Below are 20,688 nucleotides of genomic sequence, written 5' to 3'. Positions count from 1 at the left end.
CATGAAGCATTAGTGCCTTACGAAGACCTGCCACCCGACGTAGCGAGGCAAGACGACAAGTACGTGGAGGCGATTCGGCGCGTGGCCGCTAGAGGGGGAGCCACCCCAAGGCAATAAGTATGCCGATCACGAAGGCGATTCCGTAGATGGCCATAAAAACCGCCGGGACCCGCTTCTCGCTTTCAGTGAAACTGCGATAGGTTCGCCTATTCTCACCCCTGTCAAGGGCTTCCCATTCAGCTTCAAAAATAGAAGCGGTCAAAGCCTTTTCTAGTCGAAGAATTACGGCAAACTTGCCCTTGTTTAGTTGCCCAAATGAGATTAGCAGGGTTCGCCATCCCCAAGCTAAGATTAACCCAGTGAGGCATAAGATAGAAATCACCAGGCCATGCTGTTCGGCGTCGGCTCCCGATCTGACAAATAGGCCAATGGCAGTAAGCAATAACCCGTTCGCCGTTAGGAAGAATGTGTTAGTGCCCTGCCTTCGCGCCACCAGCGCCTCTGAGGTTTGAACCATCAGTTTGTAAAGTTCAAATAGTTGAGCCTTGTCCTCATTGCTGGTCGGTACACCTTGGGGCATGAGTGCACGGTCAACGCGGTCTTGCGTTGGCGTGCCGGGCGGATCGGCGGCATTTGCCAGGGAGTCGAGTTGCTCTGGTTCGGACTGTGGTGGCGCCGTCCCTCTTCGCGGGATCGGGCGCAAAATGAATAGGTAGATGCTGGCGCAGATGACCGCAGCAGCAATTGCGAAGAACAACTCCCTATAGGTCATGTCCGCCTGCCCTCTCGATACCCAAACGCGGCAAGGATACTTGGGTAGGATGTGCCGAGCTCGTCGACAGGCGCAAGTGCAACAAAATAGTCGAGCCTGCCATCCCGTCTGCCGTCGACCCGCCCACTGTGGGAGCGGGCCGCCGCCCCGGCCCGCCATGACAAGCGAGCCTTGACGGCTCGTACGGACGCTGGCGGGTCGGGGCGGTGGTCTGCTCGGCTTGCCCGGGTCGATGGCGGGCGGGATGGGGCCGCCGCACCCACCACGGACCGCGACCCGCCGACGGCGGCCGGGGCATCCTGGAGCCCGAGCGCCCCCGCCGGAGGCGCAGTAACCGCATCCCCGTATGGCCCGGCCCCGCCCCGTTGACGCCGGCCGGGTCGTCGGGCGCGTCGGCCTGGTCCCGGTTGTGGCCGGCTGCCGGCCGGCGCACCCCAACCACTCGGAACCCGGCGCCGTCGTCGCGGCCCGTTTGGGCTTCCCGCTTCCGCGCCAGCCGTCGGGCGTGTTGCGTGGCCGGAGTCGGAGCGCCAGCGAAGCGACGGACGCGCGCCCAGACGGCGGCGCGTGCGGCCCGTCTCGGGCCGCCTTGATTAAGTACAGAAGGTTCTCACGGATCGCCGGGGCAGCAGGCCGTTCGACCGATGGCGCCGTCCGAACGCGGACCGTTGACAGTCCGCGACGTGGTGTTACCCTGGCTTCGGCGAGTTACCCAGGGCGGCCTTCCTGCCGCGTCCGCTGGGCTCGTTCTTGGAGTTGCCAGCGGCCTTCCCGCCGCCGATCGAGCGGTATTCGCCGCCACTCCCGTCGCCAACCACACGTGTTGGTGGTTACCCGATCCGCTGATGGTCCGGCGCAGCCTTCCGCTGCTCTCGATGGCCCGGATCGGGATTCTTGAGTAGGCGGAGGAGTCGACCGGCAGGTCCGGCATCCACCTGGACTCCTCCGCCGTGCACGACCGACCAGAGCACAACACGGGCGCAGCTCCGCTGGGCCCTTTCGGCAAGGAGCGGCTTATCGAGCCGTTCGCCTCTCCCTTGCATCGCCCGCCGGGTGGTGTCTGGAGAAGCAGCGAGCGTCACCGGCGGACACCTACCGGAGGCGGTGACGTCTCGCTTCCCCACTGCCGAAAGGAGAAGCACCGTTTCCGCCCCGACCTCCGCCCTGATCCGCCCCGACATCGGGTCCGCGACGCTTGCCGCTGGCATGCAGGCTCAGGCGCTGCATCGCGCCGTTACCACACCTGACTACTTTGGCTGGCTGGAGCACGTCAAGGCCGCTGCTGGCTGCGTACGACCGGTCCGGCTCGTCGGGACCGTCGACCGGGTCGAAGCCGGCACCGGACGGCTGCTCGACCAGCGGCGTACCGACGAACTGCCCGACGGCGTCGTCTACAAGGCGTGCGGCAACCGTCGGGCCTCGCTGTGTGCCGACTGCGCCCGTACCTACCAGGGGGACGCCTTCCAGGTCATTCGCTGCGGCATCATCGGCGGCAAGACGGTACCCGATACGGTCGCCCGGCATCCGGTGCTGTTCACGACCTTCACCGCACCGTCGTTCGGCCCGGTCCACAACCGCACCGTCACCCGGCACACCTGCACCGAGCGGCGCCGCTGCGACTGCCGCCCGCAGCCCTGCCACGTCCGCCGCAACACCGCCCCATGCCCACACGGCCAACCGATCGCCTGCCACACCCGTCACGAACCGGGCGACGAACAGGTCGGGCAGCCGCTGTGCCTTGACTGCTACGACCACGACCACCAAGTCGTCTGGAACCTGTGGTCCGGCGAACTGTGGCGACGCACCAAGCAGGCCATCGAACGCCACCTCGCCACCATCTGCCGCCAACGCGGCATCCCACCGGTACAGGTTGCCACCCGCAACGGCCGAACCAGAACCGTCGCCCCGGTACGGGTCTCGCACGGCAAGGTAGCCGAGATGCAACGGCGGGGAGCCGTCCACTTCCACACCCTGCTCCGCCTCGACGGCATCGACCCGGACAACCCCGACGCCGTGATCCCACCACCGGCCGGCATCGGCATCGACGACCTCGACACCGCCATCCACACCGCCGTCACCCAGATCGCCTTCACCACCCCGGCACACCCTGACCGTCGGCAGGGCTGGCCGATCGCCTGGGGCAACCAGGTCGACATACGACGGGTCGCACTCACCGACGGCGAGGTCACCGACGCGACCGTCGCCGGCTACCTCGCCAAGTACGCCACCAAGTCCACCGAGATCACCGGGCACTGCTCGACCAGGCTCACCACCGCCACCATCAACGGGTACGCCGATCCCGACGGCGACCACCTCGCCCGCCTCATCGACGCCTGCTGGCGCCTCGGCCGACCCGACCCCACCACCCGTCCCCACCAACGCGAACAACGTCAAGCAGCCGTTGACACCGAAACGCCGACATCGGCCAAGCCCAACCCGTACACCGGACTGCGCCGCTGGGCACACATGCTCGGCTACGGCGGCCACTTCCTCACCAAGGCACGCCGCTACTCGACCACGTTCCGGCTCCTACGCGACGACCGCGCAACCTACCGCCGTACCGAGGACCACACCGAAGAAATCGTGGTCGGGGCATTCACGTACGCGGGCTCGGGCTGGCTCACCGACGGTGACGCCCTACTGGCCAACACCGCCGCCACCACGGCGCGCGAACGACGTCGGGCCGCACGAGACGAGACCACCGGAGCCGCCGTATGAACGGCACCGGCCTGCGTCCGAAGTGGCACACCCCCGCCGAGGTCGCCGTACTTCTTGGCTTCGGACTGTCCAAGGTCAAGATGAAGATCGCCACCGGCGAACTTCGCTCGGTCAAGGACGGCAAGTACCGCCGCATCCTCCCCGAATGGATCGACGACTACATCCGGCAACAGGTCGACCGATACGAGGAGGCAGCCTGATGACCACCCGTACCCGTGCCAACGGCGAAGGCTCCATCTTCCCCTACCGCAATGGCTTCGCCGCCTACGTCTGGGTCACCAAACCCGACGGCAAACGCACCCGTAAATACGTCTACGGCCAGACCCGTGAAACCGTCCACGACAAGTGGATCAAACTTCACCAACAGGCCAAGACCGGACCCGTCGCCACCCGCGTACCAACCATCGGTGACTATCTGACCTACTGGCACCGGGAGGTGGTCACCCCAAACCTTGCCCCGCTGACCCGCGCCACCTACGGGACGATGATCAGGCTCTACCTCGTACCGGGGCTCGGATCCAAGCGCCTCGACCGGCTCCAGGTCCGCGATGTGCAGACCTGGATCAACACCGTGTCGGAAACGTGCCAGTGCTGTGCCCAGGGCAAGGACGCCCGTCGTGCCGCCGGCCGACGCCGCTGCTGCGCTCTCGGCCGGTGCTGCCAGGACATCCCGTCCGCCCGTACGGTCAAGGACATCCGCGGCGTGCTCCGCTCGGCGCTCAACCACGCCGCCACCGAGGAACTGGTGACCAGAAACGTCGCCGCACTGGTCAAGCTGCCACCGGTCCGCCGACGCAAGGGCCGGGCGTGGAGCAGCGACGAAGCCCGCCGCTTCCTGGAATCCGCCCGTGCCGACCACGACCCGCTCTACCCGGCGTACGTGCTGATCCTGGTCCTCGGCCTACGCAAGGGGGAAGTGCTCGGTCTGATCGAAGACGACGTCGACCTGGCGGCGGGGGAGCTGTCGATCGGTTGGCAGTTGCAGCGGGTCGGCGGCCAACTGTTGCACCGCGAGACCAAGACCCAGACCTCGGACGCAACGCTGCCACTACCGCACATCTGCGCGACAGCCCTCGAACTGCGGCAGGCCGCCCGACAGCACGACCGTGACCGGGCCGGCGCCGCGTGGCAGGGGTCGACGCTGGTGTTCACCACCCGCTACGGCACCCCGATCGAGCCACGCAACTTCAACCGGTCCTGGGACGCCCGCTGCGCCAAGGCGGGCGTAAGGAAGATCACCGTGCACGACGCCCGGCGTACCTGCGCGACCCTGCTCGTCGACCTGGACGTCCACCCGCGCGTCATCATGCAGGTCCTCCGGCACGCCGAGATCTCGGTGACGATGGAGATCTACTCGCAGGCCTCGTCGGCCGCCACCCGCGCCGCACTCAAGCGACTCGGTGACAGTCTGCGCTGATATCCGCTGCTGTACTAGGCTGCTGTACAAAGCACTAGAGGGCACATCCATCGATTGGATGTGCCCTCTCACCTGGTCGGGGTGGCCGGATTTGAACCGACGACCTCTTCGTCCCGAACGAAGCGCGCTACCAAACTGCGCCACACCCCGAGGCGTGCGGACAAATAGTAGCCCACCGCCGCCGAGGGGCAAACTTGGATCCCCCTGCCGTGCCGAACCCGGCAGGGGGACGCGCGTCAGCGGGGGATCAGCGTCAGCAGCGAGGCCTCCGGGCGGCAGGCGAACCGGACCGGCGCCGTCGGGTGGGTGCCGATGCCGGCCGACACGTGCAGCCACGAGTCGGAGCCGGGCCAGCGGTGCAGGCCCTTGGCCATCGAGGTGGGCAGTTCGCAGTTGGTGACCAGGGCGCCGACGAACGGCACGCACACCTGACCGCCGTGCGTGTGGCCGGCGAGCAGCAGGTCGAAGCCGTCCGCGGCCATCCGGTCGAGGATCCGGGGCTCGGGGGAGTGGGTCAGCGCCACGGACAGGTCGGCCTGCTCCGGGACCGGGCCGGCGACCTGGTCCCAGTCGTCGCGGCCGATGTGCGGGTCGTCGACGCCGGCGAGTTCCACCACCCGACCGCCGATCTTGGTGCTGGTGCGGGCGTTGTTCAGGTCGGCCCAGCCGGCGCCGAGCAGCACCTCACGCAGGTCCTCGTACGGCAGGTCGACGCCCTGGACGTACTCGCGTTCGGGCAGCAGGTAGCTCAGCGGGTTCTTCCACACCGGCCCGCGGTAGTCGTTGGAGCCGAAGACGAACGCGCCTGGGAAGTCGAGCAGCGGCTGCAGGGCGCGCAGCGCGCCGGGCACGGCGTCAGGGTGGGCCAGGTTGTCGCCGGTGACCACGACGAGGTCGGGGTCGGTGGCGGCCAGCGACGCCACCCATGCCTGCTTGCGACGCTGGTCGGGGGTCATGTGCATGTCCGACAGGTGCAGGATGCGCAGCGGCTCCGCGTCGGGGGCGAGCACCGGTACGTCGAACCGGCGCAGGGTGAACATGTTGCGTTCGACGAGGGACGCGTACGCCAGGGTGCCGGCGCCGACGGCGGCGGTGGCGGCGGCCAGCCGCATAACAGTGCGCTTTCGCATGGCGTTCAGGGTAGTTTCACCAGCCATGAGCACGTTGAAGGACACTCTCACGACGGACATGCGCGCGGCCCTGAAGGCGCGTGACGAGCTGACCACGTCGACGCTGCGGATGGCGCTGGCGGCGATCGGCAACGCCGAGGTCGCCGGGAAGGCCAAGCGCGATCTGTCCGACGACGAGGTGCTCGCGGTGCTGACCCGGGAGGCGAAGAAGCGGCGTGAGGCGGCCACGGCGTTCGCCGACGCCGGCCGGGGCGACCAGGCGGCGAAGGAGACGGCCGAGGGCGAGGTGCTCGAGCGCTACCTGCCGAAGCAGCTCGGCGACGAGGAACTGGCGGAGCTGGTCGCCGGCGCGCTGTCCGCCGGTGGGTTCACCGGCAAGGCCCAGATGGGCCCGGCGATGAAGGCGGCCCAGGCCGCGGTGGCCGGCCGGGCCGAGGGTGGCCGGGTCGCCGCCGAGGTACGCCGGCAACTCGGCCTCTGAGCGCCGTACAGGTCCGAAAACCCGCGAGGGCGGGCACCCGTCGGGGTGCCCGCCCTCTTGTCGCGTACGGCGTCGTCAGTCGTCCGCACCCGGTGACGGGCTCTGGCTGCCACCGCTACGGCCGTTGCTGACCTGGATGGAGACCGCACCGCCCCGGATGGTCCGGCCGTCGGGGCTGGTGCCGGCGACGGTGCCGGCCGGGCAGCTGGAGTCGACGCGGCCCGAGTCGACGGAGACGTCGAAGCCGGCGGCGCGCAGCCGGGACCGGGCGGTGTCCACGTCCTGGCATCTGACGACCGGGATGCTGCGCTGTTCACCGTTGACGAGCTTGCCGCTCGGCGGCGTGAACTGCTTGGTCTCCTTGTTCTTCATGCCGTCCCGCAGCGTCTCGTAGACGGCCGGGTTGACGATGTCGTGGCTCATCCGGGCCGTGGTCTGCGCCCAGTCGGGGTCGGCGAGGATGCCGGCGACGGCGAGCTGCTTGGTGGTGACGACCAGCGAGGCGGTCTTCTCGCTGTCGGTGGTGCCGGTCTTGCCGGACACCGGCTTCTTCACCACGCCGCGGATGCCGGTCGCGGTGCCGCCGTCGCAGCGGCTGGTGGACGAGCCGTCGCCGACCGGGCAGCGGCCGGCGTCGATCGCGGCGCGGGCCACCTCGGGCTTGAACTCGTCCTTGCAGCGTGGGTTGGCGACGTCGAGCTTGTTGCCATCCTGGTCACGGATCTCCTGGACCGGGATCGGCTCGCAGTACTTGCCGTCCGCGGCGAGGGTGGCGTAGGCGTTGGCCAGGTCGAGCGGGGTGGTCGACGAGACGCCGAGGGTGAAGGCGCCCCACTGCTTGGCACCCTGCGGGTTGTTGGCGATCCGGGCGTCCTCGGCGGCGCGGAACTGGATGCCGGCACGCTTGGCGGCGTTGACGACGTTGTCGGCACCGACCATGTCCTGGAGCTTGACGAAGTAGGTGTTGACCGAGCGGCCCATACCGCTCCACATGTTCCGGACGCCGTTCATCCAGGACGGGTTGGCGTTGACCGGGCAGTACTTGTTGGTGCCGGGACAGGCGGCGTCGCTGCCCCGCTCGACGATGTAGCTGGTCTGGAGCGGAGAGGTGGCGTTGATCGACGTGGCCAGCGGGTAGCCCTTCTCCAGCGCCGCGACCAGGGTGAACATCTTGAACGTCGATCCGGCCTGGTAGCCCGTGATGTCGTTGCCACCGGTCATCAGCGGGTTGGTGGTGTTGGGGTAGGTGCCCCGGATGCCCTGCCGGGCCTTGGCCGGGTTGCTGGACATCTTGTTCTGCGGGTTGTTGGGGTCGTCGAGCTTGAAGACCCGGTTGACGGCGAGGGCGCGTACCCGGCCGGTGCCGGGCTCGACGGCCGCGACCATCAGCGCGTTCTTGTTGTCGTTCTTGATCCGCTTTTCGATGTTCTTGTTGGCGGCGTCCTGGGTGGCGACGTCGAGCGAGGTGACGATGCTGTAGCCACCGCTCTTGAGCCGGCGCTCCCGGTCGTAGCTGGTGGCGCCGAAGGTCTCCTGATCCATCCACCAGCGGTAGAAGTAGTCGCAGAAGAAGCCCCAGGTGGCCTTGTTCGCGGCGACGCAGCCGTTCGGGGCCCGCTTGCCCTTGACCTTGAGTTCGACGGCCTTGGCCTCGGTGGCCTGCTGGGCGGTGATGGCGCCGGTGATGACCATCTGGTCGATGACGTAGTCGCGCCGGGCGACCGCCTGCGGGTAGCCGCCTTCGGTGGTCGGGTCGAAGGCGGACGGCGCCTTGACCATGCCGGCGAGCATCGCCGCTTCCTCGATGGTCAGGTCCTTGGGGTGCTTGCCGAAGTAGACCTGGCTGGCGGCGAAGACGCCGTACGCGCCGTTGCCGAACGGGGCGATGTTGAGGTAGCGCTCCAGCACCTCGTCCTTGGACATCTCCTTGGTGATCTGCATCGCGTAGCGCATCTCGCGCAGCTTGCGGGCGTTGGTGTCCTCGGTGGCGGCCACGACGTCCTGCGGGTGGGTCGCCGAGTAGGCGATGGCCAGGCGGACGTACTGCATGGTCAGGGTCGAGGCACCCTGCTGGGTGGCGCCGGCGGAGTTGTTGGCCACGAAGGCCCGGGCCACGCCCTTGACGTCGACGCCGTTGTGCTCGTAGAACTTCTTGTCCTCGGCGGCGATGATCGCCTGCTGCATGAGTACGTTGACGTCCTTCAGCGGTACGTCGCGCCGGTTCTCGTCGTACATCGTGGCGAGCGGTGTCTTGCCGTCCGATGCGTAGAGGTAGCTGATCTGGGGCGCGCTCTTGACGGTCAGCTCGCTCGGCAGCTTGTCGAACGTCTCGGCGCCCGCCTTCGCGGCGAGACCGGACAGGGCCACCGCGGGAAACGCCGCCGCGGCGACGACCACGCCCGCCAGAAGGCCACAGATGAGCAGCGACGCGGCGTTGGTCAGGAGGTTGTGGTCACGCTTCCGCATCCAGGTCACTGGGTCAGGGTACGCGAGTGACCAACGGGGTCGCTTGCCGTGTACTTCGCCCATTTCCTCACGGCGTCGGCCTCGTTGTGCTAGACGCATGGCCCTGCGTGTCCGGGTGCGTCGTCTTCGCTCTCGAGTCTCCCCTCCAGAGCCGGCCGGCGCGGCGTTTTCCGGCTTTGCGCGGGTATCACAGCTTCTGGTCGCTGGCCGAACTGGGCAGAGTGTCCGGATTAATGATTTGGCTGACGACGTTGCGTAATCGGTTGACTACAGAGCATGATGGTCCGGCGAGTATCGCACGTCACTCGCGGGTGCTGGGGGAAGGCAGCCGCGGGTGGCCGGGGGTTTTGCCGGCCGATTGGCACTGGTCGGTAGCGGGACTGCAAGGGGGGACGTGGACACATGGGCATGATCACAGACTGGCCCACCATGGCTGCGTGTCAGAGTGGAGACCCTGACGCGCTGTTCGTACAAGGCGCCGAGCAGAACGTGGCGAAACGGATCTGCCGCAGCTGCCCGGTGCGCTACGAATGCCTGGCCGACGCGCTCGACAATCGCATCGAGTTCGGCGTGTGGGGCGGCATGACCGAGCGGGAACGGCGGGCACTGCTGCGCCGTCACCCGCAGGTGGCCAGTTGGCGCAAGATGTTCGAAGCCGCGCTCCGCGACAAGGAAAAGGTCCTCGTCACGGCCGGCTGATAGCCGAACCGATCACCCGCAGCCCGTCGACGTCGTGCACGTCGGCGGGCTGCGCCGCGACCGACACCACCGGCACCGCCGGAAACGCGTCCGTGAACCTCGCGGCCACCTCGAGTTCCCGGGCGGTCTGCCGCACCAACGCCGCATGCACCCGCAACGCCTCGGCCGTCACCGCATGACCGCCCAACTCCTCCAGCCGCTCCGCCGCCGCCAGACTCTCCGCCGCCGACAACCCCTCCACCGCGCTCTGGTGCACCCGGTTGAGGACCAGCCCCGCCAGCGGCATCCGCTCCTCGCCGAGCCGGCCCGCGAAGTACGCCGCCTCCCGGACAGCGTCCGGCTCCGGCGCCGCGACCAGCAGAAAAGCCGTCTCCCGTGCCTGCAGGATCCGGTACGTCTGCTCGGCCCGCTGCCGGAACCCGCCGAACATCGAATCGAACGCGGCGACGAAACCGGACAGGTCAGTCAGCAACTGCGCCCCGAGGATCTTCTGCACCACCCGCGAGAACATCCCGAACGACGCCGTCACCAGGCTGAACATGCTCCGGCCACCAGTACGGGCCGGCGCCAGCAACATCCGCAGCATCCGGCCGTCCAGGAACCGCGACAACCGCGCCGGCGCGTCCAGGAAATCCAGCGCGGACCGGGACGGCGGCGTGTCCACCACGATCAGGTCCCACTCGCCGCGGGCATGCAACTGCCCCAGCTTCTCCATCGCCATGTATTCCTGCGTGCCCGCGAACGTCGAACTCATCGCCTGGTAGAACGGGTTCGCGAAGATCTCCGCCGCCTTCGCCGGATCGGTGTGCGCCAGCACCACCTCGTCGAAGGTGCGCTTCATGTCCAGCATCATGGCGTGCAACTCGCCACCACTGGCCTCGGCGTCGATCCCCTTCACCTGGCGCGGCGTGTTGTCCAGTTCACTCAACCCCAACGACTGCGCCAACCGGCGCGCCGGGTCGATCGTCAACACCACCGTACGGCGGCCGTGCCGCTCAGCCGCCCGCAACGCCAACGCCGCGGCGGTCGTCGTCTTCCCCACGCCGCCCGAGCCACAACAGACCACGATCCGTACGCCGTCATCGGCGAGAATCCGATCCACGTCCAGCCGTGGCACCTGGTGATCAGAGGGCACCAACCGAGCGTACTTTGCGGTGACTTGGTTGGGCTGAGTTGGCTGGCCTCGGCTCCGCCTCGGCTGGCTCGCTCCGCTTCGCGCCGCCTGAATGCACCGTCTTCGCCCTGCGGGCCGCGACCGCTTCGCGGCGCGGTCCTCGGGCTCCAGACGGTGCGGCGGCGCTCGGTCGACTCGCGACCCTGGTTGCGCTCTAAGGCTGTCCGCCGATTGCTTCGCCGGGATGTTGCTGTCCGGGGGTGGCCAGGGTCCTGCGCGCTCGTGGCTGGTGACTGGTGAGGTCTGCTGCGTGTCCGGGGTACTTTTTCGGGCTACTTCCGGGATGGGGCGGCGAGGATCTCGGCGAGCTGGTCCAGGGTGGGGCGGGTGATGCCCTGCGGGATCAGCGGCAGCTCGATCATCGGGCGGCCGAGTTCGGCCAGTTCGGCACGAAGTGACTCTTCCATCGCACGACGGGTGAGATGGGCCTTGGCCTCGGTGTGCAGGCCGGCGACCATGGCCCGGTCGGCGGACAGGCCGGCCGCGGTCAGGCCGCGGCGCAACTCGGTCTGGGTGACCTTGACGCCGGCCAGCAGCGGCTCGCGGGTGCTGTTGACGATCACGTGGCCGATCGGGATGCCGAGCGCCGTCAGCTCGGCGATCGCGTCGACGGTCTCCTGGACCGGCATCTCCTCGAGCAGCGTGACGACGTGGACCGAGGTGATCGGGGAGCGCAGCAGGGCCGCCACCCCCTCGCTCTGCGTCTTGATCGGACCGACCTTCGCCAGCCGCGCCGTCTCGGTGGTGACGTTCAGGAACCGCCCGATCCGTCCGGTCGGCGGCGCGTCGAGTACGACGGCGTCGTACACCCGCCGGCGGTCGGTGGTGCGGGTGGTGGCCTCCTTGACCTTGCCGGTGAGCAGCACGTCGCGCAGACCCGGGGCGATCGTGGTGGCGAAGTCGATCGCCCCGAACTTGCGCAGCGCCCGACCGGCGGCCCCCAGCTTGTAGAACATGTCGAGGTATTCGAGCAGGGCTTCCTCGGGGTCGACGGCGAGCGCGCGGACCTCGCCCCCGCCCACGGCACCGGCGATCCGCCGCTCCTCGTACGGCAGCGGGGCGGTGTCGAAGAGTTGGGCTATGCCCTGCCGGCCCTCGACCTCGACCAGCAGGGTCCGCCGTCCTCCGCCGGCGAGGGCGAGAGCCAGCGCGGCGGCCACGCTCGTCTTGCCGGTGCCGCCTTTGCCCGTGACCACGTGAAGTCGGGCCGGCCAGTTCTCGTTGGCTGACTGCTCACCTGCTCGCACAGATCCGAGGGTAGCCAGCCGACGGGGCTCACCCCACCTCGCAGACCCACCAGCCGGTTTTCTGCACCACGGTGAACCTCAGTTCCTGGTCGGCGCTCTTCTCGTCGTCGGTGAGCATGGTGAGCTTGACCGAGACGATCGCCCGTTCCTCGTTCTGGTCGTCGACCTTCGGCGGTTCCCAGTCGAAGCGTGGGTTGGCGTACGTCGTCGAGTAGTTGCTGATCTCCTCGACCTTCTTGCTGATCGCGGCCTCGTCGCGGGCCTCCGAGCACACCAGCGCGGCCGCCCGGTCGGCGTCGCGGTCGGTGTAGACCGCCTTGAGGAAGTTGTCGACCGCGGCGACCGGTTCGGCCGCGCCGTCGCTGCCCTCCGCGTTGCGCAGCAGGAAGAAGGCGCCGAGGCCGCCGCCACCGCAGAGCAGCAGCACGAAGACGAGGACGATCGAGGCGATCAACAGACCGCGGCGCTTCTTCGGCGGCTGCTGCGGCGGGTAGCCGGGCTGGCCGGGGGCGGGCGGGTAGCCGGGCTGGCCGTACTCGCCGGGGTTGCCGTACGGCTGGCCGGACACCGGCTGGCCCGGGTAACCCGGGGACTGCGCCGCGTACGGCTGCCCCGACGTCGGCTGTCCCGGGTAGGGCTGCCCCGACATCGGCTGGCCGGACACCGGCTGCCCCGGATAGGGCTGACCGGACGTCGGCTGCCCGGGATAGGGCTGCCCGGAGACCGGCTGGCCCGGCGGCGGATACTGCGCGGCGGGCTGCCCGTACGGGGGCTGCTGCCCGTAGCCGGGCGCCTGTCCGTAGCCGGGCTGGTCGTAGGGCGGCTGGCCGTACGACGGTGGTCCGGGCTGGGCCGAGACCGGCGGCTCGAACTGGCCGGGCGGTGGTCCCGAAGGGGGCATGGCCGGCGGTGGCGGCGGGCTGCTCGGCTCGGCCGGCTTACCCAGCCCGACGCCGGGCGTGGCCGGCGGAGCCGGTGGGGCGGAAGCCGGCGGCGGTGCGGCCGGGCCGGCGTCCATGCCCGGCCAGAGCGGCGCCGGTGCGTTGGGATCCGGTGCCGTGCCCGGGGAGACCGGCTGATCCGGCTGACCGTTCGACGGCGGCGTGGCGCCACCGCTGGGTGGTTGGGTCATCGTCTCCCCTGTGAAGCGACGGAACCGAGAAAGCGACGGAACCGAGAAGTCGTGGCGGGACAGCCTACGTGCCGTCCGCCCGGTCAGGGTAGCGGTCCGCCGCCCGGCACGGGTCCTCCGTCCGACCCCGGTCACGCTCCGTATCGTTGAGTCGCCGCGCCAGCTCCGAGCCGGCGGGCCGCGCCGGCCCGGTCACCCTGGCGGGTTAGGGTGCCGGCATGCAGAAGTGGGAGTACGCCACCGTCCCGTTGCTGGTGCATGCCACCAAGCAGATCCTCGACAACTGGGGTGAGGACGGCTGGGAGTTGGTCTCGGTCGTGCCCGGCCCCAACCCGGAGCAGCTCGTCGCCTACCTGAAGCGGCCGAAGGCATGAGCACCGGGCCTTACGCGAAGCTCGCCGAGCTGGGCCTGACGATCCCCGAGGTCGTGCCGCCGGTGGCGGCGTACGTGCCGGCGGTACGTTCCGGCCAGCACGTGTACCTCTCCGGCCAGTTGCCGATCGCCAACGGGAAGCTGCTCGCCACCGGCAAGGTGGGCGCCGCCGTCGGCGCCGAGGAGGCCAAGGACCTGGCCCGGCAGTGCGCGCTCAACGCCATCGCCGCGATCGACTCGGTCGCCGGGCTGGACAACGTCGTACGGATCGTGAAGGTGACCGGCTTCGTCGCCTCGGCGCCGGGCTTCACCGGACAGCCGGGCGTGATGAACGGGGCGTCGGAGCTGTTCGGGGCCGTTTTCGGGGAGGCCGGGCGGCACGCCCGCACCGCCGTCGGCGTCGCCGAGCTGCCCCTGGACGCCCCGGTCGAGGTCGAGGTCATCGTCGAGGTCGCCTGAGCGTGGTCTCGTAGCAGGATCGTCAGATCCGGGTCGTACGATCGCAGCCATGACCGCGCACGTGACAGCACCGGCGGCGGCGCTGGCGACCCGGCTCCCGGGCTGGGCGACCCTGCTGCGTGCGCCGAACCCGGGGCCGATGACGCTCGACGGCACCAACACCTGGGTGCTGCGGGCCGACCGTGACGCGCCGGCCGTCGTCATCGACCCCGGGCCCGACGACCCGGACCATCTCGCCGCCATCGCCGGGCACGCGCCGGTCGGGGCCATCCTGATCACCCACGGTCACCCCGACCATGTCGAGGGCGCCGGCCGGCTCTCCGTGCTGCTCGGCGGGGTCGACGTGATCGCGGTCGACCCCGCCCACCGGATCGGTGCCGAGGTGCCGGAGCCGGGCGGCGACCTCAGCCGGTTCGGGCTGCGGATCGAGGTGCTGGCGGTGCCGGGGCACACCCACGACTCGGTCTGCTTCGTGGTCGACGCCGGCGGCGAGCGGGCGGTCTTCACCGGCGACACGATCCTCGGCCGCGGCACCACGATCGTGGCCTGGCCCGACGGCGACCTCGGCGACTACCTCGCCAGCCTCGAACTGCTCACCGCCTACGACGACGTGCCGGCGCTGCCGGGGCACGGCCCGGCGCTCGCCGACTGCGCGGCCGCCGCCCGGTTCTACCTGGCCCACCGGCGGGCCCGGCTCGACCAGGTGCGGCAGGCCGTCGCCGCGGGCGCGACCACCCCGGCCGAGGTGGTCGCCACGGTCTACGCCGACGTCGACCGGTCGCTGTGGGCGGCCGCCGAATGGTCGGTCCGGGCCCAACTCGCACACCTGGATCGGGAAAACGGGGAATCCGGCCCGGGCTCCGGTGGGTTGGACCCTCCGTGACCTGCCCGGTGTGTGGAACAGTCGCCGTGCCCGGCGCGCGGTTCTGCCACAACTGCGGAGCCGCGCTGCCGGCCGCCGCGACCCTGCCGGCCGCCGAACGACGGGTGGTAACCGTCCTTTTCGGCGACCTGTCCGATTTCACCTCCTGGTCGGAGGACCTCGACCCCGAGCGGGTCGGCGCGGTCACCGACCGGGTGCTGGCCGCCCTGGCCGGTGCGGTCAAGACCTTCGGCGGCCACGTCGACAAGCTCACCGGGGACGGCATCATGGCCGTCTTCGGCGCACCCGTCGCCCACGAGGACGACGCCGAACGGGCCGTCCGCGCGGCGCTGTCGATGCAGCGCGCCGTCCGCCGGGTCCTCGACGACGAGCGCGGCGGCGGCGCGCCACTCGGGCTGCGGGTCGGCCTGAACACCGGTGACGTGGTCGCCGGCATCCAGGCCGCGATCGAATACACCGTCATCGGCGACACGGTCAACACGGCCGCCCGGCTCGCCGACGCCGCCGCGATCGGCGCGGTCTACGCCGGTGCCACCACCTCCGCCGCCACCCGCCACGTCGCCTCCTGGCGCCATCTGCGGCCGCTGCGGCTCAAGGGCAAACGCGAGCCGGTCGAGGCGTACGAACTGCTCGGCCTGCTCGACGCGCCCGGCACCCGGTCCGGGCTCGGCGACGAGGCGCCGTTCGTCGGCCGCGACGCGGAGATCGGCCGGGTCGCCGGCCGGCTCGCCGAGGTCATCGACCAGGACGAGCCGCGGGTGCTGGTGATGACCGCCGAGGCCGGCATCGGCAAGTCGCGGTTCGCCGCCGAGGTCGAACGCTTCGCGGCCGGCTACGACGTCGGCGCCGGGCGCTTCGCCAGCCACACCGGCGCCCGGGTGCTGTCGGTGCGCTGCGCCGCCTTCGGCGAACGGCGCCGGCTCGGCCCGCTCGCCGACCTGGTCCGCACCACCGTCGGCCTGCCCCGCGACGCGGCCACCGCGGTGACCCGTACGGTCGTCGAGGAGCGGCTGCGCCGCCTCGGGCAGCGGCTGACCCGGCACCGGGGCGAGCCGCCGACGGTCGCCGTCGACCTGCTGATGGCCCTGATGGGCTACGGCGACATGCCGCCCGAGATCGGTGCGCCGACGCCGGCCAACGACTGGGCCCAGGAGACGCCGACGGTCGACGCCGACGCCGTACCCACGGCGGTTGCCGACCTGCTCACCGCGCTCGCCGCCGAGACACCGCTGCTGGTGGTGGTCGACGACCTGCACGACGCGACCCCGGAAACCGTCGACGCCCTCGGCGTGACCCTGTCCCGGCTCGCCGGGCCGGTGCTGGTGCTGCTGCTCGGCCGCCCCGAACTGGTCCGCACCGCCGGGGCACTGACCCGGGTCGCCGACGCCGAGGTGCACGCCCTGCCACCGCTGCGGGGTGCCGACGCCGCCCGGTTGCTGACCGCCTACCTCGGCGGCGGCCGGCTGCCGCAGTCCGACGCGGACCGGCTGCTGGCGACCGCCCAGGGCAACCCGTTCTACCTCGCCGAACTGGTCACCCTGCTGCGGGAACGGGGGGCGCTGACCCCCGCGGTCGGGGCCAACTCGGCCGGTACGTGGCGACTGGTACCCGGTTCGCTGGGCAGCCGGCTGCTCTCCCGCGACCTCGCCGCGGTGCTCGCCGCCCGGATCGACGCGTTGCCGCCCGACGCCCGCTCGGTGCTGCGCGACGCCGCCGTGATCGGCGACTCGGTGCCCGCCGGCACGCTGGAGGCGCTGCGCGAACGGCGGGGCGGGCGCGACGGCCGGCCGACCGCCGTCATCGCGGTGGAGCTGGAACGCGCCGTCGACGAGCTACTCCAGCGGCGGATGCTGCACCGGGTCCGGGAGGGCTACGCCTTCACCACGCCGTTGATGCGGGAGGCCGCCTACGCCGGCATCGGCAAGGCGGATCTGGCCGAGCGGCATGCCGCCCTCGCCCAGTGGGCCGCCCGCCCGGCCGGCGAGTCATCCGCCGTCCTGGGCGCGACGGTCGCACCGGGCGGGCTGCCCGCCGCCGAGCGGGACGCGTTCATCGCCGATCACGTCGAGCGGGCGGTCAGCCTGGCCGACGCGGTCGGGCTGCGGCCGGATTCGGTGGCCCGGGCGGTCGCGCCGCTGGGCGTCGCCGCGCTGGGCCGGGCCGCCCGGCGGGCCAGCGCCGCCGGCGAGCCGGCGACCGCGGTCGCGTACGCCGAACGGGCCGCCGCGCTCGCCGACGACCTGGTGCCGGCGGCCGACCGGCTGATCCACGCCCGGGCCCTGCTCCAGACCGGCCGGGTGGCCGACGCGCTGGCCTACGCGGAGAAGATCGGCGCCAACGCGGGCGACGACGCGGCGAGCCGGGCCGGTGCGCTGCTCATCGCCGGGCGGGCCTACGCGACGCTGGGCGAACAAGCCCGGGCGGTGCCCATCTGGCAGGAGGCTCTCCAGGTGGCGACCGACGCCGGGCTGCCGACCGAACGCGCCCAGGCGATGCGGCGGCTCGGCATGGCCGACTTCCTCGCCGGCCGGCTCAGCCGGGCGAGCAGTCGCTTCGCCGCCGCCTACCAGGTCAACCTGGCCGCCGGTGACCGGCTCGGCCAGGCGTGGTCGTTGCAGAACCTGGCCTGGGTGACGACGACCCGGGGCGACTTCGCCGGCACCGACGCGGTGCTCGGCCGGGCCGCCCGCCTCTTCGCCGAGCTCGGTGACCCGGTCGGCCGGTCCTGGCTGCGCGGCACGACCGCCTTCGCCCGGCTGCTCGCCGGCCGGTTGGCCGAGGCCCGCCGGCTGGCCCGGCTCTTCCTGCCGTTCGGCGAGCGGGTGGGCGAGGCGTGGGCGGTCGGCACCCTGCGGGCGGTGGAGGCGTTCGCCGCCGCCGAGTTGGGTGAGCTGGCCGACGCCGACCGGGAGGCCCGGCGTGCCTACCGCGACTTCGACGCCGCCTCCGACGACTGGGGCCGGGGGTTCGCCCTCGTCGTACGCGGTGCGGTGGCCCGGAGCCTGGGCGAGCACGAGCACGCGGCCGACCTGTTGACCGACGCGCTGGGTTACGGCCAGCGGACCGGGCACCCGCTGCTGACCGGGTTCGCCGGCACGTTGCGCGGGTTCGTCGCCCTCGACCGGGGTGACGTCGAGGCGGCCGAACGCGACGCCCGGCGAGTGCTGACCGCGGTCGAACCGCACAACCCGCTGGCGCCGGCCCAGGTCGGACCGCGGGTGCTGCTGGCCACCGCCCGGCTCACCGCCGGCGACGCGGCGATGGCGGTGGGGCTGCTCGCGCCGCTCGCCGCCACGGCGAAGGAACCGTCGCTGCTGTTCCCCCGGGCGCAGGCGGTGGCCCGCTACGCGTCGGCGCTGCTGGCCGAGGGGCAGGCGGTGCAGGCGCTGGACTGGGCCCGGCGGGCGGTGTCGATGCCGGCCGAGGACGTCCGTAGCCGGGTGCTGACGGCCGGTGTGCTGGCGCGGGCGCTGCACGCGAACGGGCTGCCGGCCGAGGCGCTGGTCGCGGCCGACGACGCCGTACGGCTGGCCCACTCGACCGAGCAGGTGAGCGAGCGTACGACGGCGGAGGCGCTGCGGGATCTTCTCGGCGGCGGCGCGGATTCCGGCGTACGCGACGATTCCGCCACGCCGGCCGCACCGCTACCCTAGGGCGTGCCTCGCATCAATATCATCCCCCGCTCGGCCTCGGGGTGGACGATCGCCGTATTCGGTCTGCTCGCCGTGCTGATGGGGGTGACCGGCCTGATCAACCCGGACGCGCTCCTGGTCATGCTCGGTTTCGAGGTGCTCGACGAACGCGCGCCCGGCGACTACACCCGCACCTTCATGGCGGCCTCGTCGATGGCCTCGCTCAACATGGGTGTCTACTACCTGCTCGCCGCGGCGACCGAGTGGCGGCCGTTCTTCCTTTTCACGGTCATCTTCCGGATGGTGACCTTCACCGTGTTCACGGTCCTGGTGCTGACCGAGGCCGCGCCGGGCCGCTTCTTCGGGGTGGCGTTGTGGGAGGGGCTGGGCGCGGTGGCGACCGGGCTGGCGTTGTGGTTCGAGCGGAAGCGGCGGACTTCGGTACCTTCTAACCCGTGACCGGTACCCCGCCAGGCCAGCTACCACTGCCAGTGGTGCCCGGTCTGTCGGATCTGTCGGTGTTTGCCCGTGGGGGCTACGCCACGGTCTACCGCGCCGTCCAGGAGTCGGTCGGCCGCGAGGTCGCCGTGAAGGTCGAGAACCGGACCCTCGACAGCGACCGCGATCAGCGCCGGTTCCTGCGCGAGGCCCGCGCGGCCGGCCGGATGTCGTCGCACCCGCACGTGGTCGACCTCTTCGACGCCGGGGTGACCGCCGACCGGCACCCCTATTTGATCATGGAACTCTGCGACGGCTCGTACGCCGAGCGGATGCGGTCGTCGCCGCTCGGCCCCGCCGAGGCGCGCGACGTCGGCGCCAAGATCGCCGACGCGCTGGCCGACGCACACGAACTCGGCGTCCTGCACCGCGACGTCAAACCGGCCAACATCCTGCACTCGCGCTTCGGCGAACCGGCACTGGCCGACTTCGGGCTGGCCGTCATCGCCGAATACCGGGACACCTCGCTCACCCTGGAGGTGCTCACCCCGGCGTACGCGCCACCGGAGATGTTCCGGCACAGCGAACCCACGCCCTCCTCCGACGTCTACGCGCTGTGCGCCACCATCTACGCGATCATGCACGGCAAGCCGCCCCGCTGGCAGACCGACCAGAGCCCCAGCATCATCGCCCTGCTGGAACTCTTCAGCCAGCCCCTTCCGGACCTGCCCGGGGTGCCGGCCGCCCTGCTCGACGTGCTGCGCGCCGGCATGGCCAACGACCCCGACGCCCGGCCCACCGCCGCCCAACTGCGGGACGTGCTCCTCGCCCTCCCGCTCGACACCGGCCAGGCCGCCGACGGCCCGGCCCGGCTCGGGCCGGTCAGCCCGTGGGCGCCACCGTCCGGTCCGCCCGCCGACGCCAACCCGTCGAAGCCACCGATCAGCGTGACCTACCAGCCCGCCGGGCCGTACGAGAGCGGGTTCGCGGCGCCCGGGACGCACCAGGCCGCCGGGCCGCCGCCACACCCGCCGACCGGTGGGCCGCGCCCGGCCGGACCCGGCGACCCGCACGGCGGCCACCCCGCGACCATGTCGCCGCGGCGCCGCAAGCTGCCGTGGGTGCTCGGTGTCTTCGGCGTACTCGTGCTGCTGGTGATGGTTTCCGCCGGCACCTGGTGGGTGGCGACCCGCCCGGAGGCGGCACCGACCCCGACCCCTACCGCCAGCATGTCGACCGATCCGGGCGGCATCGGCCCGACCAACTTCGGCGGCGCGCTGCCCGGCTGCCTGATCCCGCTGCCCGACGGCGCCCGCTGCCCGGGCGAGATGGAGTGCTTCGGCGACACCCGGACGCAGGGCGGCCGGCTGGTGGCGAGCCGGGTGCCGTGCACCGGCCCACACACCTGGGAGACCTACGCGATCGGCGACCTGCCGGCCGACGTCGCGGGGGCCGACCACGCCACGATCGTCGCCGACCCGGCGGTCCGCCGGCTGTGCAACACGACGAACCTGCTCACCACCTCGCTGATGCTCAACCTCGGCGGGTGGCAGCTCGAGGTGCTGCCGCCGACGCCGGAGGCGGTGGCGGCCGGCGACCTCAGCTACCGGTGCCTCGCCGGGCGCGGCCCGGACCAGCTCGACCGGCCCACCCTGGGCGGCTGAGCG

At 71.1% G+C, this 20,688-nt stretch carries 17 protein-coding genes and 1 tRNA gene; 11 read left to right on the top strand and 7 right to left on the bottom strand.

Translation table 11 applies throughout. The annotated features are described in order from the left end of the window. Positions 1–88: 88 nt before the first annotated feature. Positions 89–772, bottom strand: a complete 684-nt coding sequence (locus QCD66_RS34365; protein ID WP_375735050.1) for a hypothetical protein — start codon at positions 770–772, stop codon at positions 89–91. Positions 773–1,978: 1,206 nt separating this feature from the next. Here QCD66_RS34365 and QCD66_RS34360 point away from each other — a divergent pair. From QCD66_RS34360 to QCD66_RS34350, 3 genes are read left to right on the top strand one after another with little or no spacing between them, the layout of a single operon-like run. Further along, the gene (locus tag QCD66_RS34360) at positions 1,979–3,490 is read left to right on the top strand and encodes a replication initiator (protein ID WP_375735051.1); all 1,512 of its coding nucleotides are present in this window, start codon (positions 1,979–1,981) and stop codon (positions 3,488–3,490) included. After that, positions 3,487–3,690 carry an excisionase family DNA-binding protein gene (locus QCD66_RS34355; protein ID WP_375735052.1) on the top strand — a complete coding sequence of 68 codons (204 nt, stop codon included), beginning with the start codon at positions 3,487–3,489 and terminating at the stop codon, positions 3,688–3,690. Before QCD66_RS34360 ends, QCD66_RS34355 begins: the two co-directional genes overlap by 4 nt. After that, complete coding sequence (locus tag QCD66_RS34350) at positions 3,690–4,907, top strand: tyrosine-type recombinase/integrase (protein ID WP_375735053.1); 1,218 nt, start codon at positions 3,690–3,692, stop codon at positions 4,905–4,907. The genes QCD66_RS34355 and QCD66_RS34350 overlap by 1 nt, the downstream gene beginning before the upstream one ends. A 73-nt stretch (positions 4,908–4,980) precedes the next feature. On the opposite strand, the gene QCD66_RS34345 is transcribed toward QCD66_RS34350, so the two are convergent. Then, a tRNA-Pro gene (locus QCD66_RS34345) sits at positions 4,981–5,057 on the bottom strand. A gap of 86 nt (positions 5,058–5,143) precedes the next feature. Further along, on the bottom strand, positions 5,144–6,037 hold the full coding sequence (locus tag QCD66_RS34340) for a metallophosphoesterase (RefSeq protein ID WP_364221124.1): 894 nt from the start codon (positions 6,035–6,037) through the stop codon (positions 5,144–5,146). Positions 6,038–6,062: 25 nt separating this feature from the next. Here QCD66_RS34340 and QCD66_RS34335 point away from each other — a divergent pair, with 25 nt between their 5' ends. Beyond that, positions 6,063–6,518: a GatB/YqeY domain-containing protein gene (locus QCD66_RS34335; protein WP_357538676.1), complete on the top strand. Its 456-nt coding sequence runs from the start codon at positions 6,063–6,065 to the stop codon at positions 6,516–6,518. A gap of 75 nt (positions 6,519–6,593) precedes the next feature. On the opposite strand, the gene QCD66_RS34330 is transcribed toward QCD66_RS34335, so the two are convergent. Then, positions 6,594–8,984: a transglycosylase domain-containing protein gene (locus QCD66_RS34330; RefSeq protein ID WP_364221184.1), complete on the bottom strand. Its 2,391-nt coding sequence runs from the start codon at positions 8,982–8,984 to the stop codon at positions 6,594–6,596. 402 nt (positions 8,985–9,386) lie between these two features. On the opposite strand from QCD66_RS34330, the gene QCD66_RS34325 reads away from it, so the two are divergent. After that, on the top strand, positions 9,387–9,683 hold the full coding sequence (locus tag QCD66_RS34325; RefSeq protein WP_212825692.1) for a WhiB family transcriptional regulator: 297 nt from the start codon (positions 9,387–9,389) through the stop codon (positions 9,681–9,683). Here QCD66_RS34325 and QCD66_RS34320 read toward each other — a convergent pair. The 3 genes from QCD66_RS34320 to QCD66_RS34310 all read right to left on the bottom strand — a co-directional run bounded on the left by QCD66_RS34320 (position 9,670) and on the right by QCD66_RS34310 (position 12,753). Further along, positions 9,670–10,821 carry an ArsA family ATPase gene (locus QCD66_RS34320; protein WP_375735054.1) on the bottom strand — a complete coding sequence of 384 codons (1,152 nt, stop codon included), beginning with the start codon at positions 10,819–10,821 and terminating at the stop codon, positions 9,670–9,672. The genes QCD66_RS34325 and QCD66_RS34320 overlap by 14 nt on opposite strands. A 308-nt stretch (positions 10,822–11,129) precedes the next feature. Next, on the bottom strand, positions 11,130–12,104 hold the full coding sequence (locus QCD66_RS34315; protein ID WP_364221117.1) for an ArsA-related P-loop ATPase: 975 nt from the start codon (positions 12,102–12,104) through the stop codon (positions 11,130–11,132). Positions 12,105–12,132: 28 nt separating this feature from the next. Next, the gene (locus tag QCD66_RS34310; RefSeq protein WP_375735059.1) at positions 12,133–12,753 is read right to left on the bottom strand and encodes a hypothetical protein; all 621 of its coding nucleotides are present in this window, start codon (positions 12,751–12,753) and stop codon (positions 12,133–12,135) included. Positions 12,754–13,454: 701 nt separating this feature from the next. On the opposite strand from QCD66_RS34310, the gene QCD66_RS34305 reads away from it, so the two are divergent. The 6 genes from QCD66_RS34305 to QCD66_RS34280 are packed head-to-tail and all read left to right on the top strand — an operon-like array spanning position 13,455 to position 20,685. Next, a complete protein-coding gene (locus tag QCD66_RS34305; protein WP_013736319.1) occupies positions 13,455–13,610 on the top strand; it encodes a DUF4177 domain-containing protein in 156 nt (51 codons plus the stop codon). After that, positions 13,607–14,068, top strand: coding sequence for a RidA family protein (locus QCD66_RS34300; RefSeq protein WP_375735055.1), 462 nt, complete (start codon positions 13,607–13,609; stop codon positions 14,066–14,068). Before QCD66_RS34305 ends, QCD66_RS34300 begins: the two co-directional genes overlap by 4 nt. Before the next feature lie 49 nt (positions 14,069–14,117). Then, a complete protein-coding gene (locus QCD66_RS34295) occupies positions 14,118–14,951 on the top strand; it encodes an MBL fold metallo-hydrolase (protein WP_364221109.1) in 834 nt (277 codons plus the stop codon). Next, on the top strand, positions 14,948–18,604 hold the full coding sequence (locus QCD66_RS34290; RefSeq protein ID WP_407566932.1) for an adenylate/guanylate cyclase domain-containing protein: 3,657 nt from the start codon (positions 14,948–14,950) through the stop codon (positions 18,602–18,604). The genes QCD66_RS34295 and QCD66_RS34290 overlap by 4 nt, the downstream gene beginning before the upstream one ends. A 3-nt stretch (positions 18,605–18,607) precedes the next feature. Continuing rightward, positions 18,608–19,042: a hypothetical protein gene (locus QCD66_RS34285; RefSeq protein WP_375735979.1), complete on the top strand. Its 435-nt coding sequence runs from the start codon at positions 18,608–18,610 to the stop codon at positions 19,040–19,042. Continuing rightward, on the top strand, positions 19,039–20,685 hold the full coding sequence (locus QCD66_RS34280; protein WP_375735978.1) for a protein kinase domain-containing protein: 1,647 nt from the start codon (positions 19,039–19,041) through the stop codon (positions 20,683–20,685). Before QCD66_RS34285 ends, QCD66_RS34280 begins: the two co-directional genes overlap by 4 nt. Positions 20,686–20,688 lie beyond the last annotated feature (3 nt).

Source organism: Polymorphospora sp. A560, assembly GCF_045781765.1.
GTDB classification, from domain to species: domain Bacteria; phylum Actinomycetota; class Actinomycetes; order Mycobacteriales; family Micromonosporaceae; genus Polymorphospora; species Polymorphospora lycopeni.
This window is presented reverse-complemented; position numbering and strand designations above follow the sequence as displayed.

Bases quoted from the DNA above. Each gene is read 5' to 3' on its own strand.
- QCD66_RS34365 (WP_375735050.1), bottom strand. From the start codon at position 772: ATGACCTATAGGGAGTTGTTCTTCGCAATTGCTGCTGCGGTCATCTGC.
- QCD66_RS34360 (WP_375735051.1), top strand. From the start codon at position 1,979: ATGCAGGCTCAGGCGCTGCATCGCGCCGTTACCACACCTGACTACTTT.
- QCD66_RS34355 (WP_375735052.1), top strand. From the start codon at position 3,487: ATGAACGGCACCGGCCTGCGTCCGAAGTGGCACACCCCCGCCGAGGTC.
- QCD66_RS34350 (WP_375735053.1), top strand. From the start codon at position 3,690: ATGACCACCCGTACCCGTGCCAACGGCGAAGGCTCCATCTTCCCCTAC.
- QCD66_RS34340 (WP_364221124.1), bottom strand. From the start codon at position 6,037: ATGCGAAAGCGCACTGTTATGCGGCTGGCCGCCGCCACCGCCGCCGTC.
- QCD66_RS34335 (WP_357538676.1), top strand. From the start codon at position 6,063: ATGAGCACGTTGAAGGACACTCTCACGACGGACATGCGCGCGGCCCTG.
- QCD66_RS34330 (WP_364221184.1), bottom strand. From the start codon at position 8,984: ATGCGGAAGCGTGACCACAACCTCCTGACCAACGCCGCGTCGCTGCTC.
- QCD66_RS34325 (WP_212825692.1), top strand. From the start codon at position 9,387: ATGGGCATGATCACAGACTGGCCCACCATGGCTGCGTGTCAGAGTGGA.
- QCD66_RS34310 (WP_375735059.1), bottom strand. From the start codon at position 12,753: ATGTCGGGGCAGCCCTACCCGGGACAGCCGACGTCGGGGCAGCCGTAC.
- QCD66_RS34305 (WP_013736319.1), top strand. From the start codon at position 13,455: ATGCAGAAGTGGGAGTACGCCACCGTCCCGTTGCTGGTGCATGCCACC.
- QCD66_RS34300 (WP_375735055.1), top strand. From the start codon at position 13,607: ATGAGCACCGGGCCTTACGCGAAGCTCGCCGAGCTGGGCCTGACGATC.
- QCD66_RS34295 (WP_364221109.1), top strand. From the start codon at position 14,118: ATGACCGCGCACGTGACAGCACCGGCGGCGGCGCTGGCGACCCGGCTC.